Origin of the sequence: Streptomyces sp. NPDC096193, from assembly GCF_040302905.1 — a bacterium.
GTDB lineage: Bacteria > Actinomycetota > Actinomycetes > Streptomycetales > Streptomycetaceae > Streptomyces.
In genome coordinates this window covers 162,501-178,414 of sequence record NZ_JBEOSJ010000012.1, presented here as the reverse complement: position 1 = coordinate 178,414, position 15,914 = coordinate 162,501, and the positions used below count along the sequence as shown (strand labels likewise).

Annotated in this window: 12 protein-coding genes; 7 read left to right on the top strand and 5 right to left on the bottom strand. The window is 71.0% G+C overall.

All coding sequences use genetic code 11. The features are described from left to right. Positions 1-64 precede the first annotated feature (64 nt). The 7 genes from ABTX78_RS19615 (at position 65) to ABTX78_RS19585 (ending at position 8,435) form a co-directional block, all read left to right on the top strand. Positions 65-1,354, top strand: a complete 1,290-nt coding sequence (locus ABTX78_RS19615) for an aromatic ring-hydroxylating oxygenase subunit alpha (RefSeq protein ID WP_352208030.1) — start codon at positions 65-67, stop codon at positions 1,352-1,354. 164 nt (positions 1,355-1,518) lie between these two features. Next, complete coding sequence (locus ABTX78_RS19610) at positions 1,519-2,658, top strand: polyamine ABC transporter substrate-binding protein (RefSeq protein WP_352208029.1); 1,140 nt, start codon at positions 1,519-1,521, stop codon at positions 2,656-2,658. Between the two features lie 163 nt (positions 2,659-2,821). After that, complete coding sequence (locus ABTX78_RS19605) at positions 2,822-3,643, top strand: ABC transporter permease (RefSeq protein ID WP_352208028.1); 822 nt, start codon at positions 2,822-2,824, stop codon at positions 3,641-3,643. Beyond that, positions 3,640-4,572 carry an ABC transporter permease gene (locus ABTX78_RS19600; protein WP_352208027.1) on the top strand — a complete coding sequence of 311 codons (933 nt, stop codon included), beginning with the start codon at positions 3,640-3,642 and terminating at the stop codon, positions 4,570-4,572. Before ABTX78_RS19605 ends, ABTX78_RS19600 begins: the two co-directional genes overlap by 4 nt. After that, positions 4,569-5,708, top strand: a complete 1,140-nt coding sequence (locus ABTX78_RS19595) for an ABC transporter ATP-binding protein (RefSeq protein ID WP_502993899.1) — start codon at positions 4,569-4,571, stop codon at positions 5,706-5,708. Before ABTX78_RS19600 ends, ABTX78_RS19595 begins: the two co-directional genes overlap by 4 nt. Further along, complete coding sequence (locus ABTX78_RS19590) at positions 5,705-7,027, top strand: flavin monoamine oxidase family protein (protein ID WP_352208025.1); 1,323 nt, start codon at positions 5,705-5,707, stop codon at positions 7,025-7,027. The genes ABTX78_RS19595 and ABTX78_RS19590 overlap by 4 nt, the downstream gene beginning before the upstream one ends. After that, entirely contained in the window at positions 7,020-8,435 is a 1,416-nt protein-coding gene (locus ABTX78_RS19585) for an aminobutyraldehyde dehydrogenase (protein ID WP_352208024.1), read from the top strand. The genes ABTX78_RS19590 and ABTX78_RS19585 overlap by 8 nt, the downstream gene beginning before the upstream one ends. Positions 8,436-8,499: 64 nt before the next feature. Here the strand turns inward: ABTX78_RS19585 and ABTX78_RS19580 are convergent, their stop codons facing one another. The 5 genes from ABTX78_RS19580 to ABTX78_RS19560 all read right to left on the bottom strand — a co-directional run bounded on the left by ABTX78_RS19580 (position 8,500) and on the right by ABTX78_RS19560 (position 15,887). Continuing rightward, positions 8,500-9,309 (bottom strand): Cof-type HAD-IIB family hydrolase, encoded by an 810-nt coding sequence (locus ABTX78_RS19580; protein ID WP_352208023.1) that lies wholly within the window; start codon positions 9,307-9,309, stop codon positions 8,500-8,502. A gap of 55 nt (positions 9,310-9,364) precedes the next feature. Continuing rightward, positions 9,365-12,130: an ABC transporter substrate-binding protein gene (locus ABTX78_RS19575; protein ID WP_352208022.1), complete on the bottom strand. Its 2,766-nt coding sequence runs from the start codon at positions 12,128-12,130 to the stop codon at positions 9,365-9,367. 141 nt (positions 12,131-12,271) lie between these two features. After that, positions 12,272-14,590 carry an ABC transporter permease gene (locus ABTX78_RS19570; RefSeq protein ID WP_352208021.1) on the bottom strand — a complete coding sequence of 773 codons (2,319 nt, stop codon included), beginning with the start codon at positions 14,588-14,590 and terminating at the stop codon, positions 12,272-12,274. 2 nt (positions 14,591-14,592) lie between these two features. After that, complete coding sequence (locus tag ABTX78_RS19565) at positions 14,593-15,384, bottom strand: ABC transporter ATP-binding protein (RefSeq protein ID WP_352208020.1); 792 nt, start codon at positions 15,382-15,384, stop codon at positions 14,593-14,595. Continuing rightward, a complete protein-coding gene (locus ABTX78_RS19560; RefSeq protein ID WP_352208019.1) occupies positions 15,381-15,887 on the bottom strand; it encodes a PadR family transcriptional regulator in 507 nt (168 codons plus the stop codon). Before ABTX78_RS19560 ends, ABTX78_RS19565 begins: the two co-directional genes overlap by 4 nt. Between the last annotated feature and the right edge of the window lie 27 nt (positions 15,888-15,914).

The window sequence follows — 15,914 nt, the reverse complement described above, 5'->3', positions numbered from 1 at the left end:
CACTGACCGCTTGTGGGCCGCCTCAACACCGATCGCCGCACCCGCGGCATGGAGGAGACAGCCGATGCAGCCCGATATTCCCGTCACCACGACACCGCCGACCCACCGGACCCAGGAAAGCCCGGGTCAGGCGCTTTCCGCCCGTTACTACACCGATCCCGACACGGCAGCCGCCGAGACCCGGAACATCTTCGCCAGGTCGTGGCAGCTCGCGTGTCATGAATCCGATCTGCCCGGCCCGGGCGCGCGTCTCGCCGCGACCGTCGCCGGACGCGAAGTCCTCGTGGTGAGGACCGAGGACGGCTCTCTCGCCGCTCATCTCAACGTCTGCCGCCACCGCGGAACACGGCTGGTCACGGCTCCCGAGCCCAGTGGCAAGGCCATCCGCTGCCCGTACCACGGGTGGACCTACAAGCTCGACGGACGCCTCGTCGGAGCGCCCGAGGCACGGCAGATCCCGTGCCTGGACAAGCCGAAGCTCGGCCTCCACTCCGTGGCTGTCGAGTCCTTCCTGGGCTTCGTGTTCGTCAACCTCGACCAGGACGCCGTGCCGCTGGCCAAACAGTGCGCCGGCCTCGCCGAAGCGGTCGGCCACTACGCCGGCACCGACCTGGTGCCCGTGGGCCGCAGCCGCATCCATGACCTGGAAGGCGCCGAGGTCCAGAACGCCAACTGGAAGGTGGCCGTCGACAACTACCTGGAGGGCTATCACGTACCCGTGGCCCACCCGGGTCTGATGCGCCTCCTCGACTACCAGGGCTACACCTGCGAGATCGAGGAGTCGTACGCACTCTTCGCCTCACCGCTGCGCGACAAGCCGTCCTCGAACTGGGCGGAACGTCTCTACCAGCGGATCGCCGCCCCGATGCCCGGTCTCGCCGCGGCCGACCGCAGGGTGTGGCGGTACGCCGTGATCTACCCCAACACACTCATCGACTTCTACCCCGACCATGTGCTTGCCTGGACCGCGATCCCCACGGCGGTGGACCAGGTGGCCGTGCCCGGCGCCTTCTACACACGCCGGGGCACCGGACTGCGCACCCGCCTCGCCCGGCGGCTCAACATCCACATCGGCTGGATCACCAACGACGAGGACGCCGAGCTGGTGGCCAGGGTGCAGAAGGGACTGACCACGCCGGGCTTCGAGCCGGGACCGCTGTCCCGCCGCGAGGCGGCGGTCGGCTGGTTCGCCGGACGCGTCCGCGAAGACCTCGGCGGCGCCGCCGGTACACGATTCGGCGGCGCCGGCGAGCGGCTCGACGGCTTCGCCGCCGGCCGGCTCGCAGCAGGTCCCGACGACCGGGTCGACGGCGCCGCCGGTCCGGACACTCCTCGCAGCGTTCCGAGGCCCTGAGAGGGCACCGGCGGCCAGGCAGGAGAAACCGGAACCGCGGCGGCGGTGCACCCCACACCGTCCGGCGGTTCCCAGGTCGAGCACGGAGTCAGGCATCCGTGCGTCCGTGACCGCGCCCTGAGCACTGTTCGTCCGTCCACGGACCCCCACGGAGAGGACCGTCGATGTCCCCCGAGGTACTCCCACCGTCCCGCCGCTCCTTCCTCCGCACGAGTACCGGCGCGGCTCTCGGCCTGGGACTCGGTGCAGCGACAGCCGGCTGCGGCTTCCTGCCCGAGGATCCGAACGCCCACGGCGATCCCGACGACCCGATCGATGTGCGTGTCGACGGGAACCTGATCTACTTCAACTGGGCCGACTTCGTCGATCCGGCCGTCTTCAAAGGGTTCGAGAAGGAGTACGGCGTCAAGGTCATCCAGTCGAACTTCGACTCGATGGAGGGCATGGCCGCCAAGCTCAACGCGGGAAACCGCTACGACCTGATCTTCCCGACGGCCAAGTGGGCCGAGCGGCTGACCGCGGGGCGCCGGCTGCGCCGGATCGACCACACCCGGCTGAAGAACGCCGAGTCCGTCTTCGGCGCGTACGACTACTTCGCCGACCCCTGGTACGACCCCCGCTCCGCCCACACCGTCCCGTTCACCATGTACAAGACCGGGATCGGCTGGCGGAAGGACCGGGTCGGCGACCTCACGGGCTCGTGGGACGACCTGTGGAACCGGCGCGCCAAAGGCAAGGTCTTCGTGCTGGACGACCGCGACGAGGTCCTCGGCCTGGGCGCGCTCAAGCTCGGCCTCGACGTCAGCACCGCCGACGAGGGCGATCTGGACCGCGTCACCGACACCCTTCGGTCGCTGCGGCCCCATCTGCGGGGCTTCTCCAGCGACAGCTACAACAACCTGCTCAACGGCAACGCGGTGATGACCCAGGCCTGGAGCGGGGACATGGCGGCCATGCTCGGGCAGGCCAAGGACCCGTCCGTGCTGGGCTTCGAGATCGCGAAGGAAGGCGCTCCCGTCAACTCCGACTGCTACGCCATCCCCTCCGACGCACGGCACCCCGGCACAGCGATGCTCTTCATCGATTACATGCTCCGCCCGGAGAACGTGAAGAGAAACATCGAGTACATCGGCTACCCGATGCCGGTCGGCGGCAGCGAGGACACCTACGCCGCTCTCGTGGAGCCCTTCCCGCAGTGCCTGGTCAGCGCAGACGACCTCAAGGACGAACTCTTCTTCCGCAACGGCAGCTCGAAGGGCGAACGCGCCCGCGACACCGCCTGGACCCATGTGAAGGCCGGCTGACATGGCACTACGCACCCGTCCCGACGGCGGGAAACCCCTAAATCCCTCCGACCGCGGGAAGTCCTCGTCCCCCACCGACGGCGCGAAGCCCCGGTCCCGTCCCCACCGCGGGAAGTCCCGCCCGGGTCCGTCCGCCGCCGGCACGCGGCTGTGGACCTGGCTCATGATTCCCGGCACCCTCTGGATGACCGCGTTCCTCATCGCCTCGCTCGTACTGGTCGCCGCGCTCGCGTTCGGCACCACGGATCCGCTCGGCAACCCGCAGTTCGGACTCAACTTCGACAACATCGCGGCGATGGCCGAGCCTGTCTACCGTGCCGTGCTGCTCCGATCCCTCGGCTACGCACTGCTCACCTGCGCGATCTGCCTCCTGGTGGCCTACCCCGTCGCCTACGCCATCGCCCTGCACGGCGGCCGCTACAAGAACCTGCTGATCGCGGCCATCGTCGTGCCGTTCTTCGCCAACTACCTGGTGCGGATGTACGGCTGGTCCGTCGTCCTGTCCGACGACGGACCGCTGCTGCGAACACTGCGCGCCACGGGCCTTGCGGACGGGGACGCCAAGATCCTCCAGACAGGCCCCGGAGTCGTCGCCGGGCTCGTCTACGGATTCATCGTGTTCATGATCATCCCGCTGTACGCGGCGCTGGAACGCATGGACGTCTCCCTCATCGAAGCGGGACGCGACCTGTACGGCGGCCCGTTGCGGACCTTCTTCTTCGTCACCCTGCCCGCCACCCGGCAAGGGGCGGCGGCCGGCTGCGTCCTTGTCTTCCTGCCCGCCATGGGCGACTTCGTGAGCGCCCAACTGATGGGAGGGCCCGACCAGATCATGATCGGCAACCTGATCCAGGACAAGTTCTTCCAGGGCCAGAACTGGCCGCTCGGATCGGCACTCACCATGCTGATGATGGCCGTCCTGTTCGTCGGGATGATCGGCTATCTGCGCCGCACCCGCAAGGACGAGGCGGAGGCGGTCCGATGACCCTGCGTCCCGCCCTGCACCCGGTGCGCCGGCAGCCCCGCCCCGCGAGCGACACCCCGCCGCGCGGCGGCAGACCCGCCTCCCGTCCCGGCCACCCCTCCCGTATCCGACACCGACGGGGCACCGACCGCAGGCCCCGCTTCGCGATCGCCGTCACAGCGCTGTTCTTCCTCCTCCTCTACCTCCCCATCGGCGTCGTCGTCCTCTTTTCCTTCAACTCCCAGAAGTCCCTCACCGTCTTCGAGGACTTCAGCCTCCGCTGGTACTCGATGTTCTTCCGGGACGACGTCCTGCTGTCGTCGCTCGGGATGAGCCTTCAGGTGGCCCTGGTCGCGACGGTGGGATCGCTGATCCTCGGCGTCGCCCTGGCCCTCGGCCTGGTCCGCTGCCGCAGCCGGCTCGGCTCCCTCGCCGGACTGGTCATGCTCGTCCCGCTGATCACCCCGGAGATCGTCACCGGTGTGGCGGCCATGCTGCTCTTCAAGGGCATGGGCATCACCCTTTCCACCGGCACCGTGATGCTCGCGGAGATCACCTTCTCCATCTCCTATGTGACGGTGATCCTCCGCTCCCGGATCGCGGCACTCAACCCGGAGGTGGAAGAAGCCGCGATGGACCTCGGAGCCACCCGCTGGCAGTCGCTCCGGCTGGTCACGCTGCCCGCCCTGCTCCCCAGCATCCTGGCCTCGGCGGTCCTCATCTTCGCCCTCGTCTTCGACGACTTCGTCCTCGCCTACTTCACCACCGGCGTGGAGCCCCAGCCGCTGTCCGTACGCATCTACTCGGCGATCCGGTTCGGTGTGCAGCCCACCATCAACGCCGTCGGGACCCTGATGCTGGCCGGTTCCGTCGGCCTCATCGTCCTGGCGCTGACGATCCCGCGCCTGTTCGGCCGCCGCGGCGGCCTCGATCTGCTCTCCGGGAAGTGACAGCCGTGACATCCACGACCTCCGCGGACACCTCGCCCGCAGTCCGCCTCGACGGCGTCAGCAAGAGCTACGCAGGCTCCTTCGCCGTGCACGAACTCTCCCTCGACATCGGGGCGGGCGAGTTCTTCTCGCTCCTCGGCCCCTCCGGCTGCGGCAAGACCACCTCGCTGCGGATGATCGGCGGCTTCACCGATCCCACCGACGGCACCATCCTGCTCGGCGGCGAGGACGTCACCTGCCTCCCGCCCAACCAGCGCAACGTCAACACCGTCTTCCAGAGCTACGCGCTCTTCGACCATCTCTCGGTCGCCGACAACGTGGCCTTCGGCCTCAAGCGCAAGGGCGTCGGCCGGGCCGAGATCCGCGAGCGCGTCGGCAACATGCTCGACCGTGTGCAGCTGGGCTCTCTCGCCGACCGCAAACCCCGCACCCTCTCCGGCGGCCAGCGCCAGCGCGTCGCCCTGGCCCGTGCTCTCGTCAACCGCCCCCAGGTCCTGCTGCTCGACGAGCCGCTGGCGGCCCTCGACCTCAGACTCCGCCGCCGGATGCAGGTCGAGCTCAAGCAGATCCAGCGCGAGATAGGCATCACCTTCGTCTTCGTCACCCATGACCAGGACGAGGCGCTGACCATGTCCGACCGGGTGGCCGTGATGAACGAGGGCCACGTCGAGCAGTGCGGCACCCCCGAGGACGTCTACGAACACCCGGCGAGCACCTTCGTCGCCTCCTTCATGGGGACGTCCAACCTGGTGCCCGGCACGTACCGGTCCGGCTCCGTGGTCGTCGACAAGGGCCCCTCGCTGCCCGTCGGCAGCCGCAGCGGAGTCACCGAGGGCAGCAACGTCAGCCTCTCCATCCGGCCCGAGAAGATCTGGCTGTCCGACTTCACCCCCGACATGGCCATGGTGAACGGCGTCATCCGGGAAACCGTGTACTCCGGCCCCACCACCACCTACCTCATCGAACTCGCCCCCGGCGTCACCGTCTCCGTCCTGGAGCAGAACACCGACCGCTCCCGTATGGAGGACCGCTGGAGCGGCGGCGAGAGCGTCGAGATCGGCTGGAAGCCCGAGCACTGCCTCGTGCTGGACGGGCACGCCGGACGCGAGAACTCCGCCCCGAGGGAGCGCGTATGAACCACGACGTCATCGTCCTGGGCGCGGGACTGTCCGGACTCGCCGCGGCCCGCGACCTCGCCGCCGGCGGAGCGGACGTCCTCGTCGTCGAGGCACGCGACCGCGTCGGCGGCCGGGTGGAACAGACCCGCCTGCCCGACGGCCGGCTCGTCCAGCTCGGCGGCGAAGTGGTCGGCCGCGCCCACACCGCGTACCTCGCCCTCGCCGCGGAACTCGGTCTCACCCTGATCCCCAGCTACGTCGCCGAGCCGGGCGCGATGACGCGGGCCACGCCGGAAGGCATCTCCGCGGGCGACCCGCCGCACTGGTTCACCGGCGAAGACGACACCTGCCACCGCCGGGTCACCACCGCCTTCACCGCCCTCGCCCGGACCGTCGACCCCGACGACCCGTGGTCCCACCCCGAAGCGGCCGCGCTGGACCGGCTGTCCGTCGCGGACTGGCTGCGCGGCGAAGGGGCGTCCCCCGCAGTCGTACGGCTGTGGGAGATCGGCCAACTCGCCCTCGCGAGCGGCTCCTACGAACGCACTTCGCTGCTCGCCGCTCTGCGCAAGAACGCCGCGGTTCCCGGCAGCGGGGACGGCGACCACTACGACTACGAGGACTGGGAAGGACTGCGTGTCGCCGAAGGGTCGGCGACGGTGGCCCTGCGCATGGCGGAGGCGCTGGGGGAGCGGATACGGCTCGGCGCACCGGTCGCGTCCGTCACCGTGGAACCGGGCAGGGCCGAGGTCGCTCTCGCCGGCGGGGAAACCCTCACCGCCGGGGCCGTCGTCAGTGCCCTCCCCGTCGGCCCCCTGCGATCGGTCACCGTCTCGGGTGTCTCCGACGACCGCCTGGCCTCGCTCCATCGCCAGCGCCAAGCGGTCGCGGCCAAGTTCACCGCCGCGTACGACAAACCCTTCTGGCGCAGCCGCCATCTCAACGGGCTGTCCGAGTGCGAAGGAGTCCTCGGCAGCACCTGGCCGCAGAGCGACGGAATCCTCTCCGCGCTGATCCCCCCGGAGCGTTACGGCGTCCTGCTCGGCATGCCCTCGCACACCCGCGAGCGCGAACTGCTCGGCGACATCGCCCGTCTCTACGGCGACGAGGCCCACCAACCGGTCTCCACGTACCTGCGCCTGTGGGGAACCGACCCCTGGACGCAGGGCTATGTCACGCAATGGACGCCCGGCGATGTCACGGGCGTCGGTCCCCTGCACGCGACCCACGAACCGCCGTTCTACGTCTGCGGTTCCGACCAGTGGGTCGCCGGATACATGGAAGGCGCGGTCCGCACCGGCCGTGCGGCGGCGAAGGAGGCACTCCGGCGTGGCTGAGACCCAGAAGGACTCCGTGATCCTCAACCACATCGGAGGCGCCGACCTGCCGGCCGTGTCCGGCGAGGTGACCCGTCTCGTCGACCCCGCCGGCGGCGAGACACATCGCAGTGCCCCGCGCTCCGGACCGGCCGACGTCCAGGCGGCCTGCGCCGCGGCGGCAGCGGCGTACGAGAGCTGGTCCCTGACCACCCCGGGCGAACGGCAGCGCGCCCTGTTGCACATCGCCGACGCCATGGAGGCACACGCGGACGACCTGGTGGCGGCCGAAGTGGGGGACACGGGCAAGCCCGCCGAGCTGTTCCGCGACGACGAACTCCCGGCGGTCGTCGACGCGTTCCGCTTCTTCGCGGGAGCCGCGCGTGCTCTGCCCGGTGCCGCGGCGGGGGAGTACACCGAGGGCCGTACCTCCCTGCTGCGCCGCGAACCGATCGGTGTCTGCGCCCAGATCACCCCGTGGAACTATCCCCTGATGATGGCCGCGTGGAAGATCGCCCCCGCTCTGGCGGTGGGCAACACCACCGTGCTCAAGCCTGCCGACACCACACCGTCGTCCGTCGCCCTGCTGGCCCGGATCGCCGCCGACCACCTGCCGCCGGGCGTCCTGAACGTCCTGTGCGGCGACCGGGACACCGGCCGGGCCCTCATCTCCCACCCCGACGTCCGGATGATCGCCGTCACGGGCAGTGTCCGAGCGGGCCGGGAGATCGCCGCGGCCGCTGCCGACGATCTCAAACGCGTCCACCTGGAGCTCGGCGGCAACGCGCCGGTCATCGTGCACGACGACGTCGACATCGAGGCCACGGCCGCGGAACTGGCCACGGTCGCGTACTACAACGCGGGCCAGGACTGCACGGCACCGACACGGCTCCTGGTGCACGCCCGGGTGTACGACGCGTTCGTGGCCGCCCTCGCGGCCCACGCCGCGAAACAGCGCCCGGGAACCGACTTCGGACCGCTCAACAACGCCGGTCAACTCGCCTCCGTGGAACGGCTGCTGAACGGGCTCCCCGCCCATGCCGAGATCGTCGCTGGCGGCTCACGCCTCCGGCGCCCCGGCAACTTCCTCGAAGCCACCGTGATCGCCGGAGTCCGCCAGAGCGACGAGATCGTGCAGGAGGAGATCTTCGGGCCCGTCGTCACCGTGCAGCGCTTCACCGACGAGGACGAGGCACTCCGCCTGGCCAACGACGTACGGTTCGGACTCGCCGCCAGTGTGTGGACCGCCGACCACGAGCGCGCCATGCGAGCCACGCGGGCCCTGCACACGGGGATCGTCTGGGTGAACACCCACGGCACGACCGTGTCCGAGATGCCCCACGGCGGAGTCAAGCACTCGGGGTACGGCAGCGACCTGTCGATGTCCGGACTGCTGGACTACACGCAGGTCAAGCACGTGATGCTGTGACGGCGCTCGGACCGGGGCACTCAGCACGTGCTCCGGCCTGTGCCGAGCGGAAACCGACGTACGGTCAGGCCCGGCCGAAGAACTCCTCGAGCACGACGGCGACCCCGTCGTCCGCGTTCGACGCCGTGTGCCGTCCCACGGCCGCCAGCACCGCCGGGTGGGCATTGGCCATGGCGTAGCCGGTGCCCGCCCACTGGAGGATCGCCAGGTCGTTCGGCATGTCACCGAAGGCGATGACCTCGCTCGCGTCGATGCCACGGACGGCACACAGCGCGGACAGCGTGCTCGCCTTGCTCACGCCGGGCGCGCTGATCTCCAGCAGACCGCGGCCGCCCGAGTGCGTGAACTGCGCGACCCCGCCCGCCGACTCCTCCGCCGCGGCCAGCAGGAAGTCCGCGTCCAGCTGTGCCGACCAGGCGAGCAGTTTGGTGACGGGCACCTCGGTCAGCCACAGGTCCACCAGGGACGCCACCGCCACCTCGAATTCCGCAGCCCCGTCGAAGCGCAGCCCGAACCCCGGCTCGTACAGCATCTGGTGTCCGGTCTCCAGGGCGAAGCCGAGCCCGGGAGCGGCCGCCGCCAGAGCCGTGGCCACCTGGCGGGCGATGGGCAGCGCCAGGGCCCGCGTCTCCAGGACGATCCGTGAGGCGACGTCGTAGACGAGGGCTCCGTTGCTGCACACCGCCGTGCCGACCAGGCCGGTCGCGGCGGTGAGCATGTCGACGAAGCGGGGCGGCCGGGCCGTGACGAAGACGACCTCCGTACCGGCGGAAACGGCGGCCCGCAGGGCGTTGAGCGTGCGCGGCGACAGGACGCCGCCGGGGCCCAGCAGCGTGCCGTCGAGGTCGGTGGCGATCAGCCGAGGACGGTTCATCGCCCGATGCTACCGAGCAGCCCGTCCGGCTCACCCCCTTGCACTCCGTGACCGGTCACCTCTGCGGGCAGGGGAACTCCTTGCCCTTCGGGCCCCACGTCCGGCGTTCGTCGCCGCGCGTCACCGTGCCGCACAACAGCTCGGTCGCCGGCTGACCGTTGCTGCCCCGCAACACCGCGAGCAGCTTGTTCTCCGTCACCCGACCGCCGCCCGCCGCGCCGTGGGCGTCTATCCGGCCGGTCGCGCCGTCGAAACCGCCCCCGCCCAGACCCTGGTAGAGCACCCCTTGCAGCAGTCCGCGGTCGAGGCGGTCGTCGTGACTGCCGGTGGTGCGCCACGCCTGGTCGATGCCTTCGGCGAGATACCGCAGCGCGTCCCAGGCGAGCGCGACATGGCCGTCCTCGCGCATCGCCTTGGTGCTGGGCGTGCGGTCGGTGCTGTAGGCGCGGTCGTACGCGGCGAGGAAGGCCGCGGCCTCCGGGCTCTGTTTCGCCAGTGTGGGCGCGTAGCCGTGCGAAGCGTAGAAGAGGGTGAGGCCCTTGAAGTCGTCCCAGGGGCGCTGCTGTTCGGTCAGGGCATTGGTGACGTCGTCACCGCCGAGCACGCTGATCTTCGGGCAGTCGCCGGAGAACCGGGAGATCTCCGCGAGGAACAGCTGGAACTGACTGGCGCGCGCCGACCACACCACCGCCGTCCGCGGTTCCTTCTGGACCGCGCGGCAGACCTCACGGGCCAGGTCCTCCACGGTGGGCACCGGCCGGCCGCTGACCGCACCCGGCACGGGCTCCGGTTCCGGGGCGTCGTTCGGGGTGTAGAGGAGCACGTCGGTGCGGGCCGGGCCGTAGGAGGAACGGAAGGAGGCGGCAAGGCTGTTGCTGTAGGCGTCGGTCGCGTCCGCGACGAGGCTGACCCGCACGGCCGTCCGTCCGCCTGTCATGGCCGCGCTCTTGGCGAACACGGCCATCAGTTCAGCCGCCCGGGAATCGGTGGGTGCCGTCTGGTAGTAGTGCTCGCCCTGGCGCAGGAGTTCGTCGGCCGTGCCCGAGGTGCCGACCATCGGGATGCCGGCCTTGTCGAGAACGCGTATCGCGTCGTAGGTCTTGCGACGGCTCTGCCCGAAGCCGACGACACCCGCGATGGAGGGGTCCCGCGCCGCGAGTTCCGCGATCCGCTCGGCGACGGCGGGTGCGTCCTTGAACCGGTCGCCGGCATTGGCGGCCAGCACCCGCAGCGGTACGCGTTCGCCCGACCGCAACGCCTGGGCGTTGATGTGCTGCTGTGCCAGCGCGATTCCGCGCAGCTCGGCCAGGGTGCCGCCGCGCACCGGATCCTCGGCGTCCTTGCCGCCGGTGAGCGGACCGAAGTAGACGACGGTACGGCGGCCGGGGCGGCGGTCGTCGGCGCGCCTGCCCGCGAGCGCGGTGTCGACCTCGCCGTTCTGCCGCTCGATCTGCTGAAGGACGGCCCGTACGGCTTGTTCGCTGGGCCCGCTTCCGAAGCCCGCCGCTCCCTCGGCGACACCCACGCACTGTCCGTCCGTGCCGAGGAATGTGGAGCCCTGGCACGGATCGTCGTTGTCGCCGCCCCGGACATCCGGTACGAGGACCAGAGCGGCCGCGACCGCGAGTGCCAGGGTGCCGACGCCGAGAACACCGGCCACCTCCGCTCCCGGGCCCCAGCGCGGTGAGGGCGTGACCAGCGTCGGCCAGCGGCCCAGCCAGTAGACCGCCGCCTGATCGTCCTCGGGGACCTCCGTCACCGGGACGACGATGCCCGTCGGCTGCCCCGGTGTCATCCCGCGGCGCTCGATGTTGATCAGCTCCGCGCCGGCATGCGCGAGACCGGTGGCGTCGATGTCGGGGATGCGCGAGGCGAGCGAGCGCACGCCGCCCGCGACGGCGAACACCGAGGTGCAGCGCAGGTCCTCCATCGCGGAGCGCAACTCCCGCAGGAAACGCTGGACGCGCGAGTCGGCGGGACCCGCCTCGTCGAAGAGCAGCACGAAACGGGTGGTGCGCCGGCGCCGCCAGGGGTTGAACATCCGGGAACGGCACGCCTGGTCGAGATCGGCGAGCAGGGCGTGCATCAGTACCCGGTCCATCCGCTCAGGCTCCGTCGCCGGTTCACCGTGCACGAGATCGAGGGCGGAGCGGAAGAAGTCGGTGGGCGGGCTGCCGTGCTGGCGCCGTACCCACTCCGCGTACCAGCTGCGGCTGCGGGCCCGGCCGAGCATGCGGCGGTTGGCGCGCCAGCTGTAGAGGGCGCGCGGCAGCCGCTGGAAGAGCGGGCCGGCGATGAAGTTCCACAGCAGTTCGAGGAGGGTGCCGCCGCTCGCCTGGTCACGGCCGCCGAGCCACCACAGGGTCTGCGCGGTGCGGGACCAGTTGCGATGCTCCGCGTAGCAGTGGTTGCGCAGTTCGGCGTGGCGCCGCTCCATCAGGCCCTCGATGGCCGGGGCGGTCACGACGGAACGGAGTAACCGGTAGCTGTGCAGCCGCAGTTCGCCGGTGCCGGGCGGCATCGTCTCGGCGAGCTGAAGGGTCAGATGCTCGAAGAGTTCGAGCGGCGGCGGATCCGCCCCGTCCGGGATCTGCGGAATGTACGCGTGCGGTGCGAGGACTTCGCTGCGGCCCCGCATCCGGGACCGCAGCCCGGCGACGATCCGTCGCCCGGCGCTTCCTTCTCCCGGCTCGCTGAGCAGGACGACCGGCACTCTGCTGCGGCTGCGCCGCGGCTGCACCACCAGCTTGTCGAAGGCGTCGATGAAGCGTTCGACGCCCGGATAGGCCGGAATGCGGTTCTGTGGATCCCCCGTCGACATGAGCAGGCCCCTCTCCCGTTCCCCCGAGGAACATGAGTCTTTCCCGCTGACTGCCGTATGAAAGCACGGAGTTGGATCACGGAGTGGGACAACTCCGAGCCAAGTCCGACCCAACTGCGCGTCACGGCAGAGAGGTGCGCCTCAGAGCGTCTCGGCCAGGGAGTCCGCCAGTCGCCGGCGCGCCGCCCTGGTGGCAGGAAGCGCCGCTGCGGCGACGGCACCCAGCACCGCCCCGGCGGCCACCGAGGCGAGCAGCAGCGCGGGCGGGGCATGGGCGATGCCCGCGCCCATACCGCTGGAGCGGCCCTGGATGTCGACCAGCCAGCTGCCCGACAGCACGCCGAGCCCGGTGCCCAGCGCGGCGGCCAGTAGCGCCGTGAACCCGGCGGCCGTCACGATAGCCGCGCTGATCTGGCGCGGCGTGAGCCCGATCGCCTTGAGCGCCAGCAGATCGCGGCCGCGGTCGCGTACACCTGTGCCGATGACCGTCAGCAGCTCGGTGAGCCCGATCAGGGCCAGCACACCGATCAGCGTCGCGATCACGCCCCGGGCCGGCTCCAGCCGGTCCGCCGGATTCGGTGTCTCGCGGATCTCCAGGGCACCGCCGGCCGCCGCGGCGAGCGAGTCGCTCACGGCACGCGGGTCGGCGCCGGGGCGCAACACGAGATGGTAGAAGTCGGGCCGCACCGCGGGGTCGCGTTCGGCCAGGGTGTCCACCGTCGTCGAGATCACCCGGCCGCCCGCCTCGGGTTCGATGCTCCGCCCGACGATGTGCAGAATCTGCGGCCGCCCCTCGACGGTCATGCGTACCCAGTCACCGACCCGGACGTCCAGCAGGTCGAGCAGCCCCTGTCCGGCGACGGCTTCGTCGGGCCCGTCTGCCGCCCGTCCCTCGACCACCGTGAAGGGGTAGGGGGAGCGGGCGGTGCCGAGACCGCGCAGGGTGATGGTGCCGGTCTGCCCCGGTACGAGGGCGGCGACCTCCACTCCGGGATGGACGGCGGCGACGGCCGGCGGCGCGGCGAGTGCGCGGTCCAGCTGCTGCCCGGACGGGCTGCCGGACTGTTCGGCCCGTACGGTCAGCGCCGCGGGTACGCCCATGTCGGCGGGCCGGCTGCGGAACACGTCCAGCGTGGTCCAGGCGACCAGGGCCACCGTGATCAGCAGCAGCGGGAGCGCGAGACGGGCCACCGTCAGCAGGGTGCGTGCGCGCCGGGGGAACGCGGCCCGCCACCCGAGCACCAGAGCGGGCGGCACCCGCAGGCCGAGAGCCCGTCGGCCGAGACCCGTCATGGGCGAGGCCGACGGAAGCGCGGACCGTGCCATCGGTACCGGCGGCACCCGTCCCGCCCGCCAGGCGGCGAGCGTGGTGGCGGCGGCGATCAACAGGACCGCGCCGCTCGGGACCCCGATCATCAGGGCCGTGTGCCCCGGCAGGTCCTGCCAGACTCCGGCCGCCTCACCGATCCGGCCGGGTATCCGGGAGCCCAGCAGGGCGATCGCGGCGGTGCCCAGAGCGACACCGAGCAGGGCGAACGCGAGGTGCTGGAGCAGGAAGCCGCGGACCACCTGGCCCGGGGTGAAACCGATCGCCTTGAGGATGGAGATGTCCCGCAGCTGACTCCGGATCCGTGCGCCGATCGCCCCGGACGCGGCGAGAGCGGCGGCCAGCAGAGCACCCAGTCCGAACACCGCGAACAGCTGCCCGAGCAGCCGGTCGTCGCTGCCTGCCTCGGCCCGCGCCTGCTGCCACTTCGTCACTTCGGCGACCCGGTCGGCGCCGAGCAGCGTCACGGCCTGCTGGACGGTGAAGTCGAGATCGGCGGGGTCGTGCAGCCGCAGTCCCACGCTCTGCGAGGTGCTGCGCGGGGCGACCTGGTCGAGCGTGCCGGGCAGCACCCAGCCGACGCCGGGTTCGCCCCCGGGCCGGTAGCGAGGTTCCGCGGCCTCGGCCACCCCGGCGACCCGCAGCGTGTGCGAGGCGCCGTCCGGCCCCTTCACGGTCAGGCTGTCACCCGGCTCCGCCCACAGGACACGGGCGACGGAACTCTCCAGCACCACACCGCCCGCCCCGGCCTTGAGCCAGTGGCCTCCGGTGACCAGCGGCCGGGCGACATCGGGAGGCCGGGGCCCGGTCGCGCGCAGGGACACACTCGCCCGTACACCTCGGGACTCCAGCGTCGCCTTCCCGGTGCGATACGGGCCCGAGACCCCGGCGACGCCTTCGAGGTCGGACAGTCCGGACAGGGCGTCGGTGTCCGCCGCGGCCCGGGTGTGGAGCCAGACATGGGCACCGTCGGACTGGGTGAAGATCCGCTGCCAGGGGTTGGCCGCATAGCTGAACAGGGCCACGGCGAGCAGCAGCGAACCGATGATCCCGGCGCTGGCGAGCACGACGAAGACCGACTGCCCGCGATGGGCCCGCAGATCGGCGTGCGCCCAGCGAAGTGTGGCCCGCACGCTCACTCCTTGAGTTCGAGCACACCGGAGACTCCGGCTCCCGTGGCGCGGGACCCCGCCCCGAGTGCCGCGTCGTCGGCTATGCGCCCGTCGAAGAAGCTGATGACCCGGTCGGCCGCGCTGGCCATCCGGGCGTCATGCGTGACCAGCAGAATCGTCTGGCCACGCTGGTGGAAGCGCGAGAGGAGCCGTAGCACCTCGCGGGTGCCCTTGCTGTCCAGGCTGCCCGCCGGTTCGTCGGCGAGCAGCAGCGCCGGATGGTTCACCAGTGCCCGGGCGAGGGCCACTCGCTGCTGCTCACCGCCGGACAGTTCGCCGGGCATGGACCGTTCCCGGCCTTCGAGGCCGAGTTCGCCGAGCAGTTCCGCCCGGCTCTTGCGGGCGGCCCTGGGCGAGGCGCCCGCGAGCAGGGCGGGCAGTTCCACGTTGTCGGCGACCGTGAGGTCGGAGACCAGATTGAAGAACTGGAAGACGATGCCGATGCTGCGCCGGCGCAGCATCGCCCAGCGGGCTTCGCGGTAGCCGTCCACCTGGCGTCCGTCGAGCCAGAGACTTCCGCTGTCCGGCCGCTGAAGTCCGCCGATGAGATGGAGCAGGGTGGACTTGCCCGCGCCGGAGGGCCCGGTGACGGCGACGAACTCTCCGGGCTGGACCACGAGATCCACCCCGCGCACGGCCGGTACCGGGGCGCCTTCGCCGTGGTGGGTCTTGGTCAGGCCCTCGGCGCGCACGATCGGTACGACGCCCCGCTCGCCGGGCGTGCCCGGCTCGGCGGGAGTGGCGTCGTCGCTCATTCCAGCTCCTCCTGACAGCGTTCGAGCCAGTCGAGGTCGGCCTGCAGATGCAGCATCGCGCCTTCGATCAGCAGCTGGGAGACCCGGTTGTCCCGGTCCTCGGCCGCCGCGAGCTTCGACAGGTCCCGCATGGTGTTCAGATACTGCCGACGCTGTTTGTTGATCAGCACGATCGGGTCGGCCAGTCCGGACTCCGGGGCAAGGGCGATCTTCATGAAGAACTCGTCCCGGACCCTCGGCTCGTCGGTGGTCTCCTCGAACCAGGCCAGTACGGCCTCGTGTCCGGCATCGGTGAGCCGGTAGGTGCGCTTGTTGGGCCTGCCGGCCTGCTCGACGTCCTCGCCGGCGATCAGACCGGCCTTTTCCAGCCGCCCCAGGGTGACATAGATCTGGCCGACGTTCGGCTGAGGGTACGCGGCGCCAAGGAGCTTCTCAAGGTCCTGCTTGAGCTCGTAACCGTGCGCCGGGCCACGGGTGAGGAGAGCCAGGAGCGGCAGCCGCACGCGCTCCCTCCCTCCGAGGTCCGTAGT

What these genes read in the sequence shown, in the direction of transcription:
- ABTX78_RS19565 (WP_352208020.1), bottom strand. Translation starts at nt 15,384, where the DNA reads ATGAGCGACGACGCCACTCCCGCCGAGCCGGGCACGCCCGGCGAGCGG.
- ABTX78_RS19590 (WP_352208025.1), top strand. Translation starts at nt 5,705, where the DNA reads ATGAACCACGACGTCATCGTCCTGGGCGCGGGACTGTCCGGACTCGCC.
- ABTX78_RS19610 (WP_352208029.1), top strand. Translation starts at nt 1,519, where the DNA reads ATGTCCCCCGAGGTACTCCCACCGTCCCGCCGCTCCTTCCTCCGCACG.
- ABTX78_RS19615 (WP_352208030.1), top strand. Translation starts at nt 65, where the DNA reads ATGCAGCCCGATATTCCCGTCACCACGACACCGCCGACCCACCGGACC.
- ABTX78_RS19600 (WP_352208027.1), top strand. Translation starts at nt 3,640, where the DNA reads ATGACCCTGCGTCCCGCCCTGCACCCGGTGCGCCGGCAGCCCCGCCCC.
- ABTX78_RS19575 (WP_352208022.1), bottom strand. Translation starts at nt 12,130, where the DNA reads ATGTCGACGGGGGATCCACAGAACCGCATTCCGGCCTATCCGGGCGTC.
- ABTX78_RS19605 (WP_352208028.1), top strand. Translation starts at nt 2,822, where the DNA reads ATGATTCCCGGCACCCTCTGGATGACCGCGTTCCTCATCGCCTCGCTC.
- ABTX78_RS19580 (WP_352208023.1), bottom strand. Translation starts at nt 9,309, where the DNA reads ATGAACCGTCCTCGGCTGATCGCCACCGACCTCGACGGCACGCTGCTG.